Genomic DNA, 13,557 nt, shown 5'->3' on the forward strand with positions numbered 1-13,557 from the left:
TCGTATTCCTCATTATGGTATTATGGGCCGGGATAATTTCCGCCCGGAGTAGCCGTAGCGCCGGGTTCGGGATATCCACCGGGCTGGGTAGGAAAGAGGGTACCAGGTGGATAATAGCCTGGGCCGGGTGTGGGCGTAGGTCCACCAGGAACTGGGGTAGCAGATGTAGGGCGCGGGGTGGGAGTTGGTGGAATCACCAGCGGAGGCGAGGGGGGTGTTTGTCCCGGATAAACCCATGACGTGGGGGTGGGTTGGATACCACTCAGGCGCTCGCTGATATCACGCACGTAGTCAATCGCGCTTTGACAGACAGGTTCTAGATGTGCGGCCACGTGTTCCCAATCGAGCGGCTCGCCGGCAGCGTAAGCCCCGCGGAGAGCACGCAATAAACATCCCGGACCAGCGTTGTAATTCACCAGAGTAAAGCGCCACAGGTCGGTGTAAGAACTGATCTCGCCAGCCCTGCGACCAGTCAGGTTGCTGATCAGGCGTCCGACCTGCTCACAATTGGCTTTGAGCCCTTCGGCGAAAACACGCACGCTGAATTGTGCCTGGGTCAGGTCAATTCCGGCCGGGCACTCCGGGCAACTGGCGTTGACCTGGCGCACCAGCGCACCGCGCAACATTGCCTGTTCTTCTGCTTTGAGGTTACCAAATCCCAAGTCACAGCGCGATTGATGCAATACCAGGGGGCAAAACTGGGCAAAGAAACCAGGATTCCAGAGCAAAAGTGTGTCGGCGCCGTTCTCGGTGAGTTGTCCTAACCCTGCTTCGCGGTAAGATTGGTAGATGCCCGGCCAAAACTGACTTTCGCGACTGAAGATGTTCTTGAGCAATTGGGCCGGGACACCACTTTCCTGGGCAACCCGCCAAATCTCTTCATCAAAACGATTTTGCCATTCTAGAACGAGATCATAAGCGCGTTGTACCCCACAGGCGTTGGCGATCAAGGGAGCTTGTAATCCACCGGAGGGGCAGTCTGTGGCATCTATCTCACCCCGGCTGATCAAGATGCCGGCTAAATAATAAAGCGTGAGCGAGGAGTACAAGGCTTGAGGATCGTCTGGGGTGCTGAGCCAGGGCGGCGGTCCGCCAGGTTCAGGAAAGGCTTGCCAAGTTTCGGCGCAACTGGCTGGTGCGCTACCGCGCCATTGAGAACTCAGGATGTCTACGTAATAGTAAGGTTGTTGATCGGTGTTTCCCTCCGGCGCCATGAAGTCGCCTCGTGGCAGCACGCGTACCAGTGCCGTGTAGTGAGGGCTAGAATCCCCATAAGAAGAGTCAGCCCAAAATTCCAGCGTTTCCCCGTTCAGGCCGGTCGGGCGTAAGGGAATAGAACAGGTGGCACCGCGGCAAGTAAAGGGTTCGCCACCTAAACTACCATTTACGGCGATAATGATTTCATTGGGGAGTGGTTCTTCGGCTTCCAGTCGCAGTAGAGGTAGCCTATCACATTGCCCTGGTGGTAACTCAGGGCTGCAGCCTTCCAGATTTAACCAAACCGTCGGCAAGGGGAGTTCAACCTCGATTTCACGAGAGGCTTGCCATTGTTCAGCCAAGTGAAGATAGTACCCTGGGCACGACGTTAAAGGCTGATCAGGGGTGGAAAGGACACAGGGTTGGGTGTTGCGCCAGAGGTTATAGACGTGAGGTTCGCACCAGGTGCGGATTTCATCCGCGTATGGCAACCCTTCGTGTTCGATGACCAACTCGCAGGCGATCCAGTTCGTGCGCCACTCAACCACCCACCACTGGTAGGCTGTATACTCAAAGGTCAATGTGGTTCGGCGGGCGTAGGGTTCCTCTGTGGGGGTGGATTCTTCAGCCCGAGCAATCGGGATTGATGATGAACTCAGCCCGATCAGGACCAGGGCCAAAATTCCCCCTAATGCGGCGATTTTTCGAGCCATACCTGACCTCATTCGCGGCTTCCCGACCCTCGGGTCTCTCATAAGTTAAGTCTACCATACCCCTTGGGGCTAGGTTGCTTTTCCCAGTTCATTCTCCAAGCGAGATTGTCCCCATACGCGCATGAGTAAGGCGTAAAATTGGATCATTTTGCCTAAGTTCTCGATGGAGAGGTGTTCATTAATACCATGAATTCCTTCGAGATCAGTGGAAGTTAGGGCATAAGGGGTAAAGCGATACACTTGGGGGCTTATCTGAGCGTAATAGCGCGCATCAGAGGCCATGACCATCAAATAAGGGGCAACCAAAGCCTGGGGGTACACGCTGGTAATAACCTGATGGAGAACCTTATAGGCAGGGGTGTGGGAGGGTGAAATGGGCGATGGTGCCCAGGCGGCACCAGGAACAATCTCGATTTGAACGTTAGGATCGTTTACAACACGGCGCACGTGTTCTAAAACGGTAAAGGGGCTCTCGCCCGGCAGGATGCGGGCATTAAGCCAGGCTTCAGCTTGAGGCGGGAGCACGTTTTCTTTTATGCCCCCGCGAATCAAGGTCGGGGTAAGCGTAGTACGGATTAGCGCGTTGGTGCGTGGATCTTGGCTCAGGCGGTGGGTTAGCCATGATCCAAACAGCCAGGTATTGGCCAGCAGAAATTGCAGAGTGGGTGAGGCAGCACTACCCGCGGCGCCATAGAGATCCCTTATGTGATCAAGACGAGCCGGGAACGGTTCGTCATTCAAACGGGTGAGGGCTCGAGCCAGGCTTGAGATTGCAGTCTCGCGGGGTGGAAGCGCTGCATGACCACCTTCGCCTATGACCTTCAGGTGCAGGACAGTAAAACCCTTTTCGGCGACGCCGATCAGAGCCAGCGGGCTTTCGATGCCATGCACGACACCCTCGGTCACTGCACCGCCCTCGTCCAGCACGGCCATAGGGTGAATGCCCTGTTCGGCCAGCCAGGTAGCGATTTGGGCTGCCCCGTGTTGCCCTCCACTCTCTTCATCCTCCCCTAGTGCCACGTAGATGGTGCGTTCGGGCTGATAGCCTTCTCGCAACAGTAACTCAATGGCTTCAAAAATAGCAATAAGTGGGCCTTTCATATCCAAGGCGCCGCGCCCCCAAACGGCACCTTCGGCAATAACTCCCTCGAAGGGCGGGTAGCGCCAGCCACTGGCAAGCCCTTCCTCGGCGGGAACCACATCAACATGTGCTGAGAAGAGCACTGGCGCAAGGTCCGGTTGACGCCCATGCCAAATATAGAGTCGGCTATCTCGGCCAAAGTGAAGACGTTCCAGGATGGCATGGACGCGGGGATAACATTGTTCCAACCAGGCCTGAAAGGCAACAAAGGCGTCAGGTTTGGGGGGCGGTTGATTGGTGAGCGTGATGGTGGGGAAGCGGAGTGCCTCAGCTAAGTGTTCGGCGGCGATATCGGCGTCACACTCGGGTAAGAGAAGAGGGGGCAGGCTAAGCGGCGGGCGGACAAAGCGCGCCGTACGTATGAGCATGATGGCGAGGAGAAACAACAAAGCAACAGGAATTAAAGCAAGGAGCTGTGGCATTGGCGTCCCCCAAGGTAAATTCTCTTTTTATTATAGGTCAATTACAGTATCTGAAATGGTGGCTGAAGCGTTCTCTTCGGGTGGGCGAGAAGAACTCTCGGTAGTTGAGAGGTTCTGGCGCACTTGCCTTATGAATTCGGGGCTATTGAGCCGTGCTTCCAAAATGTAGGTGAGATAATCTCGAAGAATCCGCTCCATTTCCGTGGTGATCGCAGGGTTGGGGCGGGCTCGGCGGGCTTCGGGGTAGGTGCTACGCTGCAAGTGACGCAGATAGCGCAAGGCATTCATGGATACTGGCCGCGCCGAGGGCTCAACCTTGCCACAGGTTGGGCACAGTACACCCCCCAACGAGGACGAAAAATACTGATCTTCAGGTTGTATTAACCGGCGGCAGGTGACGCATTCGGTCAGTTCGGGACGGAAGCCGGCCAGATCCAGGATATGCAATTCGAAATAACGCAAAATGAGCGCGGGCGGATCCAGGTTTTCGTCCAGTCGGCGCAGAGTATCCACCAGCAAACGGTAGAGGTTGGGGTTGGGACCTTCTTCGTAAGTCAAGCGTTCTAATAATTCCGCCACATAACTGGCATAGCCAATACCTTCAAGGTCTCCGTGCAGGGCTAGATTGGCTTCCAGGGTTTCAGCTTGGGTGATGATCCACAGATCACGTCCACGCGCCAGCACCAGGGCAACGCGGGTAAAGGGCTCCAGGTGACCAGCCTTGCGCGAGCGGATGCGGCGCACCCCCTTGGCTATTGCCCGCATTCGTCCGTACTCGCGGGTGAAGAGGGTGAGCAAACGATCGGCTTCTCCCCATTCCTGGTGCTCGAGCACCACGGCTTCAACCTTAAGCACGCGTTCCTGGGCTAAATTCATGACCGCCATTGATCTCGATTGATGATGAGGCTACCGATCCCGTAAGTTTTGCGGTCCAAAGGCGTGGGGTAGGAGATCGCTTACGGTGGCTTCCTGGAGGATTTCACCCTGAGGATTGGCGATAATGACCAGGGTATTTAAGCCAAATTCGCTCAAAACCTGGCGACATGAGCCACACGGAAATCCGCCATCCTGGCTAACCACGGCAATGGCGATAAACTCACGTTCCCCTTCGGAGATGGCCTTGAAGACAGCGACCCGTTCGGCGCAAATGCCATCCGGGTAGGCCGCGTTCTCGACATTGACGCCGTCATAAATCTTCCCTGAGGCCGTTAACAGGGCGGCGCCAACAGCATAGCCTGAGTAAGGGGCATATGCCCACTGGCGGGCTTCAAGCGCTGTGGCTACTAACTGCTGGCGTGTTGTGCTGTCGAGCATCATTTGCTTCCTCCTCGGTTGGGGTTTGGGTGGGTTGACGGATGGCATGAACGCGGCGGATACGGCGACCACTGACCTGCTCTACAATAAACGTCCAATCATCTACTTGGATCTGCTCGCCGCCTAGCGGTACCTTGCCCACGACGCTATAAATGTACCCTCCCAGGGTGTCCGCAATATCGGTATCTAGATTTAAGTCGAGCAAATCGTTCACGTCATCCAGGGAGAGCCGTCCATGCAAGACGTACTCATCCGGGCCGAGTTTTTGGTAGGGCAATTCTTCGCTCTGATCATACTCATCCCGAATTTCACCCACGATTTCTTCGACAATGTCTTCAAGGGTGACCAGGCCGGCGGTGCCTCCATATTCATCCACCACAATAGCCATGTGAATACTGCGCATCTGCATCTCGCGCAAGAGATCATCCACCTTTTTGGATTCGGGCACGAAATAGGCCTGGCGCAGGAAAGGACGGATGTTTGATGGCTTCTCGGGTTCGAGTTGAATGCGGAGAAGGTCTTTTGCATAGAGCAAGCCAATAATGTTATCTATGGTTTCCTCGTAAACCGGGACGCGGGAATGTCCGGATTGGGTAAAGGCGCGGATCGCCTCTTCCACGGTAGTGCTGGCTTCTAGCGCCAGGATGTCAATACGGGGCACCATGATTTCGCGTGCCAGGGTATCGCCGAACTGGAAGATCGAATAGATCATCTCGCGCTCACCCTTTTCCAGACTGCCTGGCGTATCCTCGTTTTCAACCCAGGCGCGGAGTTCATCTTCGGTGACGGCGTGCGGCGAGGCTTCCACGGTTACCCGCCCCCTGCGCAGGGCGATCAATAGAACTGTTGCAGGACGGACCAGAAAACCCAATAAACGATAGAAGCCATAAAGGCGTAAGACCCATGTTTCGGCATGGGGTGCAATGGAACCTTCCAATAGATGTTCTATGGCTAGAATGACACTACCCGCCAGCGCCACTCCCAGCCAGCTGGTGACCAGGGTAGGACCTAGCCATAGCAGTGTTTGCCACAAGGCCCAGCCCAAGAGCAAGTGCAAAAGGGAGAGGAGGAATCGTAACCCTATCCGCAAGTGGGGATCTTCCAAAAGGCGGATGGCGCGTTCGACTTCCTGTTCTCGTCCCTCAGCCCGCAAAATAAGACGTCCACGCTGAGCGCCAAGCAACGCGGCACGTAGTAGCGTTACCCCCCAATCTAAAAGCAGTAAGACAATCAACCCGATATTGAGAAAATTACTCATAGTGAGGAGACAAATCTTCTGTGGCGGAGATGGCCGATAGCGATTGCCTTGAATCGGCGCTTCCAACAAAGAGTGTTCCCTGGGAGGGAAAGATGGATGTGCCGGGTGATATCTGCTGATTTTGCAATGCGCACCCGACCAGATGGCAATTTTCACCCACCGTGACATCTTGCAACAACGTAAAGGGGCCGATACGGCAGTTTTCTCCGATTTGGGTTTTACCACGCAGGGAGGTAAAAGGATAAATGACGGTGTCCATTCCGATTTTCACGTCAACTTCGATATACGTGCTGCTCGGATCCACAAAGGTGACGCCCTGGTCCATCCAGGCGGAAATGATGCGCTGCCGCATGATGGCCTCGGCCTCGGCTAAGTGAGCGCGGGTATTGATCCCCAAGGCTTCCTGCGGATCTTCAAGCACCAATGCCTGCACGTTCAGACCGTCTTGAGCGGCGATCCCGACGACATCAGTAAGGTAATACTCCCCTTTGGGCGAAAGCGGCACACGGCGCAGGGCGTCCCAAATCCAATCAGCCCTGAAGCAGTAAACACTGGCATTGAGTTCACGGATGGCCAATTGCTCCGGTGTTGCCTGGGCTTCTTCCACGATCCCTTGCACCTGACCATTGGGCCCGCGCAAGATCCGCCCGAAGCCATAGGAGTTCTCGTTGATCAGAGTAACCAGGCTCAGTGGCCCGGAATTAGTGGCTTGGAGCGCGATCAGGCGGCGAAACGTGGTTGGTGTTAATAAGGGCATATCCCCGGTAACCACCAGAATGAGATCTGTCTGACCGACCAGAAGCGGCTCTGCCATTTTTAGGGCGTGTGCCGTTCCCAGTTGTTCGGCCTGGTAAGCAAAGCGCACCCCATCACCGATGGCTTGACGCACTTGATCAGCCCCATGTCCAATCACGACAACCGGCGGCTCAGTAGTCACGACACGCACAGCGCGCAGAATGTGATGAATGATCGGTAAGCCAGCCAAAGGATGAAGAACTTTGGGCAGAGTGGATTTCATCCGCTTGCCGTAGCCGGCGGCCAGGATGACAGGGGTGATACGTTGACTCATAGATGGGACTGTCCTCCAAAAAACAAACGAGTCTTGCCAGGCATTGCCCTAGCGGCAAGACTCACGGGGTAGGATGTGCGGCGTGATGACGAAGATAAAGGTGGGTCTTGGGCTTCGTTCATTGCCGACCACTAGGCTGGGGCGCCTGGATTCGAACCAAGATCCACGGATCCAAAGTCCGGTGTGCTGCCATTGCACCACGCCCCAGTGCTTGCATAAGAGCGCCCTTTATTTTAATCGCAAATTGAGGGGATGGCAATGCCTTGACAAAACTTAAGTTCGTTGTAAAATTGCCACCAATCTGAACCTCCCCATTTGAATAGCCTGACCGCTTGTAAAGGCGTTGAAGGGAAAGAGTAAGCATCAAAACGGCAGTCCAGAGAGCAGGGAACAGGTGCGAGCCCTGTCTGTACGCTGATGCTGAATGGTTCCCTGAGCCGCAGGGCGAACGGAAAGGAATGCCTAGTAGCCTGTGCCGGAGTTGCCACCGTTATCAGGGCAAAGAGTATATCCGGTTAAATCCGGCGTACTCGGAAGAGTGAGGCTGGCCTTGTTCATCCCGTCGCATCACCGACGGGATTTTTTGTAAACGGCTGGTCTAAGCAGGGTGGCACCGCGGGAAACAGTCCCCTCCCGTCCCTGATGGCGGAGGGGACTGCGTTTTAACCGTTGGAGGTGATGAACATGGTCTCCCTACAGCATGCCAATATTAATGTCCTGGCAGATGGCACGCGGGTGTATGAGTTACCCGCCGATACCGAGACCCCGGTATCTGCCTACCTCAAGATCGCCCATTCGGGGCCAACGTTTCTGCTGGAGAGTGTAGTGGGGGGTGAGCGATTAGGACGATACTCCTTTATTGGTCTGTTTCCTGAGCGGGTCTGGGTGTTACGTTCCAATGGCTGGGAAGTTCAAGATCAATGGGAACAGACCCGTATGGTCGTGCCAGTAAGTAGCGACCCCTTGGCGGTTCTGCAGCCCTATCTCCAGGTTGCAACCCCTGAAATGTCTTTAGCCTGCCATTTACCGCGTTTTACCGGCGGCTGGGTCGGCTACCTCGGATACGAACTGGCGCGTTATTTCGAGCCGGTGCTCGGGTTAACCCCCGATCCTTCGCTACCTGAATCTGTGCTGTTAGAGACCGGGATCTTGATCGTCTTTGATCATGCCTATAACAAGATGTTGTTGATCGCACGTCCGGGGGTAAGGGGCACCGTGGAGGCGGAGGAACGTCTAACTGAGGTTATGGCACGCTTGCGCCAGTCCCGTTTACCCGCGCTGCCTTCTTTTCATAAGAGGCGCAGTACGGCTGAAACATGCTCAACCTTTCAACGTGACCAGTTCCTTGCCGCGGTAGCGCAAACCAAGGATTACATTACCGCGGGTGAGATTTTCCAGGCGGTTCTCTCTCAGCGTTTGGTCCGGCCAGCGCAGGTACATCCTTTCCAGGTTTACCGCGCACTGCGCCGCCTTAATCCTTCACCGTATATGTTTTATTTCGACTTTGGGGAGGTGGCAGGGGAGCCGTTTTATTTGATCGGCGCATCACCTGAGTTGCATGTTCGGCTGGAAGGGAGGCATGCCCTGATGCGCCCGATTGCCGGCACGCGGCCTCGTGGCGCTACTGCAGCCGAGGACCTCGCTCATGAGGCGGATTTGCTGGCAGATCCCAAAGAACGGGCGGAGCATATCATGCTGGTAGACCTGGCTCGCAATGATTTGGGGCGGGTATGCGAGTACGGAAGCATTGAGGTGCCAGAGCGCATGGTTGTGGAGCGCTATTCTCATGTGATGCACATTGTCTCGCAGGTTGAGGGACACTTGCGTCCTGAGGTCAACGCCCTTGATTTATTGCGCGCTACGTTTCCTGCCGGCACAGTGAGTGGAGCCCCCAAGATCCGGGCGATGCAAATTATTCGTGATCTCGAACCTCATCCCCGGGGTCCATATGCCGGTGTTACCGGATACGTGGGTTGGGAGGGAAACATGGATACCTGTATCACCATTCGCACCCTGGTCTATCAAGGGGAACGCTTATTTGTTCAAGCCGGCGCGGGCATCGTCGCTGATTCGGTGCCCGAACGGGAGTACGAAGAAACGCTTAATAAAGCCCGTGCTCTATTGGTGGCTGTAGACCTGGCCGAGGCCGAATCGCGGTGAGATGGAGGGTTAGCGATGATTGTGGTCATTGATAACTATGATTCATTTACCTATAACCTGGTGCAGTATCTGGGAGCCTTGGGGGCTGAGATCCAGGTGTTTCGCAACGATGCGCTCACTTGTGCGGATCTCCGGCAACTTTACCCTTCTCACATCGTAATCTCGCCGGGGCCCGGTGACCCGGATGATGCAGGGATCTCTATTGCGGTCATCCGCGAATTGGGCTCGCACATACCGATTTTAGGCGTGTGTCTTGGGCATCAGTGCATTGCGGCGGCATTTGGGGGACGCGTTGTACGCGCTGCGCGAGTCATGCATGGAAAGACGTCTTTAGTCCATCATAATGGCAATGTGTTATTTGCCGGGTTGCCCAACCCCTTTGAGGCGACCCGTTATCACTCTCTCTTGGTTGAGCCATCCCTTCCCCCCGAAATTGAGATCACCGCATGGACTGACGAGGGTGAGATTATGGGTGTGCGTCATGCCAAGTTCCCTATCTTTGGGGTACAGTTTCATCCCGAGTCCATCTTGACTCAGGAGGGACAGCGACTTTTGCAGAATTTCCTTGAAATAAAGCTCGCGTAAGGAGGTGGAAAAATGCTTCAATCGTATATTGCCCAATTGGTCAAATATCAGCATCTAAACGAAGCCCAAGCCGAAGAGGCGATGAACCTGATCATGCGTGGTGAGGCAACGCCAGCTCAAATTGGAGCCTATCTGATCGCTCTACGCATGAAAGGTGAGACACCAGAGGAAATTTTGGGCAGTGCGCGTGCCATGCGTGCTCACGCTACGCCGGTGCCACTGGTTTTTTCCGGTCCGGTGGTGGATACGGCCGGCACCGGAGGAGATGGGCAACACACCTTCAACATTTCTACCGCAGCCGCTTTTGTGATTGCCGGTACAGGGCGCAAAGTAGCCAAGCATGGCAATCGCGCCGCGTCGTCTCAATGTGGGAGTGCTGACGTGCTGGCAGCGCTGGGGGTTAACCTGGACCTTACACCAGAGCAGGTGGCGCGGTGCATTGAAGAAGTTGGTATTGGCTTTCTCTTCGCCCCCCGGTTTCATCCGGCGATGAAGCATGCTGTGGGCCCACGCCGTGAAATCGGCCAGCGCACTGTGTTCAACTTGTTGGGCCCGCTGACCAATCCGGCGGGAGCTACGCATCAATTGATCGGTGTGGCCGAGCCTCAATGGACCCACGTCATGGCCGAAGTTTTAAGTGCGCTGGGTGGAAAAGCAGCACTGGTTGTACATGGTTACGGTGGGGTGGATGAATTAACGACGGCAGGGCCCAATCGGGTCAGCCATCTGAAGGATGGGCGAGTTGAGACCTATGACCTGGATGGGCGCGATCTGGGTTTGCGCCCGGCGAGCCTGAATGACCTGCGGGGTGGGTCTCCCGAGGAAAATGCCCGGATTCTACGCTCACTACTTGCCGGCGAGGATCGTTCACCGCGCCGGGATGTCGTTTTGCTCAATGCGGCGGCAGCCTTAGCCGTTGAGGGGGGAGATATGGCGGCAGCCTTGCGCGAAGCCGAAGAGTCTTTAGAAAGCGGTGCGGCTTTACACCGCTTAGAAGCCTTGATCGCTTTCTCCCACGAGGTGGTCTTATGAGCCGGTTGCGGGATATCTTTGCTGCCCGGGTTGAGGATCTGGATCGAGTTAAGCACCAACACCCCCTGACTGAGGTACGTCGTTTGGCCGAACAGAGCCCTCCGCCGCGCGATTTTCTGACCGCGTTACACCCCCAGGATGGAAGGGTGGCTATTGTCGCCGAGATCAAACGAGCCTCCCCATCACGTGGCATACTGCGGGCAGATTTAGATGTCGTGGACCAGGCACGGCTTTATGAGGCGGGAGGAGCGGTGGCAGTGAGTGTGCTCACCGAACCACGCTTCTTTCAGGGCGACCTGGAAGACCTATCCTTAGTGGCGCGCACAATTCCTCTCCCGGTGTTACGTAAGGATTTTATTTTCGATCCCTATCAACTTTACGAAGCACGGGCGGCGGGGGCGAGTGCGGTTTTGCTTATTGCATCCTACCTGGATAGGGTGCTTCTTCAGGACCTGATGGCCTTAACTCAGACCCTGGGTATGACGGCATTGGTGGAGATTCACACCGTGGAAGATTTGGAAAAGTCATTGCACGCTGGCCTACCGCGCCTCATCGGAATTAATAACCGTAATTTGCACGATTTTTCCGTCAGCCTGGACACGACGATTACGTTGCGCCATTTGATCCCGGCGGGTATTCGGGTGATTGCCGAGAGCGGCATTCACACCCGAGAGGACATCCAGAGGTTGCGTTCGGTAGGAGTGGATGCTTTTTTGATCGGTGAGGTCTTGGTACTGGCTTCTAATCCCGTTGCTTTGCTCCGCGAGTTGCGTGGGGAAGGGAGTAATCATGGTGGCTAAGATTTGCGGAATCACGACGCTGGAAGATGCGTTGATCGCCTTAGCGGCCGGTGCGGCCTTGTTGGGGTTCAATTTTTATCCGCGCAGCCCGCGCTATCTTTTACCTGAAAAATGTCGCTCGATCGTGGAGGTGATTCGTTCCCTTTATCCCGAGGCCACGCTGGTAGGTGTGTTTGTTAATACGCCTGCGGATGAAGTGTTGCGAATTTTGGACGAGTGCCAATTGGATTTGGCGCAATTGAGCGGTGATGAATCGCCCGCAGAGGTCAAGCGTATGGGATACCGTGCCTTCAAGGCTTTCCGCCCTCACTCCCAGGATGAGATGGAGGCGCTTCTTAACGCCTATCCGTTACGTCCTGATCCCCCGGCCTGTCTGGTGGATGCGGCAAGACCCGGTGTCTATGGTGGGAGTGGGCAGGTGGCCAATTGGCAAATCGCGGCCTGGGCGGCCCACCGGATCCCGTTACTATTGGCGGGTGGCTTAACCCCTGAAAATGTGGCAACGGCCATTACCCAGGTTCAGCCTTGGGGGGTGGATGTGGCCTCGGGAGTGGAAGCTACCCCTGGACACAAGGATAAAGTCCGCCTGGAGGAGTTCCTTCGCCAAGTGCGTGATACTTACACGATGCTATCCCTTTCACATAAGAGGTGAATGATGACAACCCGCTTTTCGCCCCGCTTTGGACCTTATGGCGGCCAGTACGTTCCTGAGACATTGATCCCGCCGCTCCAAGAACTCACGCAGGCTTTCATGGCTGCATTGGAGGATGCGGAATTTAAAGTCACACTGGACACTCTGCTGAAGACGTACGTGGGGCGCCCGACACCCTTGACCTATGCGCGCCGCTTAAGTGCGGCTCTGGGTGGGGCTCAAATCTACCTCAAGCGTGAAGACCTGGCGCATTCAGGCGCTCATAAGATCAACAATGCGTTGGGACAAGCCTTATTGGCGCACCGGATGGGGAAGCGGCGGGTCGTGGCCGAAACAGGCGCTGGACAGCATGGGGTGGCGACGGCCACAGCGTGCGCGCTTTTAGGATTGGAATGCGTGATTTACATGGGTGAGGTGGACATGGCGCGCCAACAACCAAACGTGTTGCGCATGCATCTACTCGGCGCCGAAGTATGTCCGGTGACAAGTGGCAGTCGCACGCTCAAAGATGCCGTCAATGAGGCGATTCGGGATTGGGTGACGCATGTAAAAGACACCTACTATTTGATTGGATCCGCGCTGGGACCTTACCCTTATCCGCATATTGTGCGCGAGTTCCAGGCTGTCATTGGTCAGGAAGCGCGGGCGCAAATTTTGGCCGCATGCGGACGCCTTCCGGATGTGTGTATTGCCTGTGTGGGAGGCGGCTCGAACGCCATTGGACTTTTCTCTGCCTTTCTCGAGGATGAAGAGGTACGTCTAATCGGAGTTGAGGCGGGTGGTCTGGGCTTGGCGAGCGGACGGCACGCTGCGCGATTGGCTAAAGGAGCGGGTGCCCGCCCTGGTGTGCTACACGGTAACCTGACTTACCTGCTTCAAGATGACGATGGTCAGGTTTTAGGGACGCATTCCATTTCAGCGGGGCTGGATTATCCGGCGGTCGGTCCGCAACATGCCTGGTTGCATGAACAGGGCCGGGTTACTTACACGACGGCGACGGATCGTGAAGCCTTAGATGCCTTTCAAACGCTGGCCCGCCTGGAGGGGATTCTACCGGCGTTAGAATCGGCTCATGCGCTGGCTGAAGCCATTCGTCTGGCCCCTCAGTTGCCTGTAGAGTCCATCATCCTGGTCAATCTCTCTGGGCGGGGGGATAAAGATTTGGAGAGTGTTGCCCATGCGTTGAACTCGCCCACTTCTGTTCCGGATCTTGG

At 55.7% G+C, this 13,557-nt stretch carries 11 protein-coding genes, 1 tRNA gene, 1 pseudogene and 1 other annotated feature; of the genes and pseudogenes, 6 read left to right on the forward strand and 7 right to left on the reverse strand.

Features of this window, described 5'->3' with window-relative positions; all coding sequences use genetic code 11:
• Nucleotides 1-20: 20 nt before the first annotated feature.
• From QYE77_RS12280 to QYE77_RS12310, 7 genes are all read right to left on the reverse strand, one after another.
• The gene (locus QYE77_RS12280; protein ID WP_315625721.1) at nucleotides 21-1,910 is read right to left on the reverse strand and encodes a lysozyme family protein; all 1,890 of its coding nucleotides are present in this window, start codon (nucleotides 1,908-1,910) and stop codon (nucleotides 21-23) included.
• Nucleotides 1,911-1,979: 69 nt separating this feature from the next.
• Nucleotides 1,980-3,473 carry a M20/M25/M40 family metallo-hydrolase gene (locus QYE77_RS12285; RefSeq protein WP_315625722.1) on the reverse strand — a complete coding sequence of 498 codons (1,494 nt, stop codon included), beginning with the start codon at nucleotides 3,471-3,473 and terminating at the stop codon, nucleotides 1,980-1,982.
• A gap of 30 nt (nucleotides 3,474-3,503) precedes the next feature.
• Nucleotides 3,504-4,358: a DNA repair protein RecO gene (gene recO / locus QYE77_RS12290; protein WP_315625723.1), complete on the reverse strand. Its 855-nt coding sequence runs from the start codon at nucleotides 4,356-4,358 to the stop codon at nucleotides 3,504-3,506.
• A 21-nt stretch (nucleotides 4,359-4,379) separates the two neighbouring features.
• Nucleotides 4,380-4,790, reverse strand: a complete 411-nt coding sequence (locus QYE77_RS12295) for a cytidine deaminase (protein WP_315625724.1) — start codon at nucleotides 4,788-4,790, stop codon at nucleotides 4,380-4,382.
• Nucleotides 4,741-6,045: a hemolysin family protein gene (locus QYE77_RS12300; RefSeq protein WP_315625725.1), complete on the reverse strand. Its 1,305-nt coding sequence runs from the start codon at nucleotides 6,043-6,045 to the stop codon at nucleotides 4,741-4,743. The genes QYE77_RS12295 and QYE77_RS12300 overlap by 50 nt, the downstream gene beginning before the upstream one ends.
• Nucleotides 6,038-7,114, reverse strand: coding sequence for a bifunctional UDP-N-acetylglucosamine diphosphorylase/glucosamine-1-phosphate N-acetyltransferase GlmU (locus QYE77_RS12305; RefSeq protein ID WP_315625726.1), 1,077 nt, complete (start codon nucleotides 7,112-7,114; stop codon nucleotides 6,038-6,040). Before QYE77_RS12305 ends, QYE77_RS12300 begins: the two co-directional genes overlap by 8 nt.
• A gap of 136 nt (nucleotides 7,115-7,250) precedes the next feature.
• Nucleotides 7,251-7,321 (reverse strand) — tRNA-Gln (locus QYE77_RS12310).
• A gap of 127 nt (nucleotides 7,322-7,448) precedes the next feature.
• Nucleotides 7,449-7,758 (forward strand) — a binding site (T-box leader).
• Between the two features lie 40 nt (nucleotides 7,759-7,798).
• Between QYE77_RS12310 and trpE the strand changes: the two genes are divergently transcribed.
• The 6 genes and pseudogenes from trpE to trpB form a co-directional block, all read left to right on the forward strand.
• Complete coding sequence (gene trpE, locus QYE77_RS12315) at nucleotides 7,799-9,274, forward strand: anthranilate synthase component I (protein WP_315625728.1); 1,476 nt, start codon at nucleotides 7,799-7,801, stop codon at nucleotides 9,272-9,274.
• 15 nt (nucleotides 9,275-9,289) lie between these two features.
• Nucleotides 9,290-9,859, forward strand: coding sequence for an anthranilate synthase component II (locus QYE77_RS12320; protein WP_315625729.1), 570 nt, complete (start codon nucleotides 9,290-9,292; stop codon nucleotides 9,857-9,859).
• Between the two features lie 12 nt (nucleotides 9,860-9,871).
• Nucleotides 9,872-10,891 (forward strand): anthranilate phosphoribosyltransferase, encoded by a 1,020-nt coding sequence (gene trpD, locus QYE77_RS12325; RefSeq protein WP_315625730.1) that lies wholly within the window; start codon nucleotides 9,872-9,874, stop codon nucleotides 10,889-10,891.
• Nucleotides 10,888-11,691 carry an indole-3-glycerol phosphate synthase TrpC gene (gene trpC, locus QYE77_RS12330; RefSeq protein WP_315625731.1) on the forward strand — a complete coding sequence of 268 codons (804 nt, stop codon included), beginning with the start codon at nucleotides 10,888-10,890 and terminating at the stop codon, nucleotides 11,689-11,691. Before trpD ends, trpC begins: the two co-directional genes overlap by 4 nt.
• Nucleotides 11,681-12,343 (forward strand): phosphoribosylanthranilate isomerase, encoded by a 663-nt coding sequence (locus QYE77_RS12335; protein ID WP_315625732.1) that lies wholly within the window; start codon nucleotides 11,681-11,683, stop codon nucleotides 12,341-12,343. The genes trpC and QYE77_RS12335 overlap by 11 nt, the downstream gene beginning before the upstream one ends.
• Nucleotides 12,344-13,528: pseudogene (gene trpB / locus QYE77_RS15395) on the forward strand (tryptophan synthase subunit beta); the annotation flags it as partial. It lies immediately after the preceding gene.
• Nucleotides 13,529-13,557: the final 29 nt, after the last annotated feature.

The organism is Thermanaerothrix solaris (genome assembly GCF_032334255.1).
GTDB classification, from domain to species: domain Bacteria; phylum Chloroflexota; class Anaerolineae; order Anaerolineales; family Anaerolineaceae; genus Thermanaerothrix; species Thermanaerothrix solaris.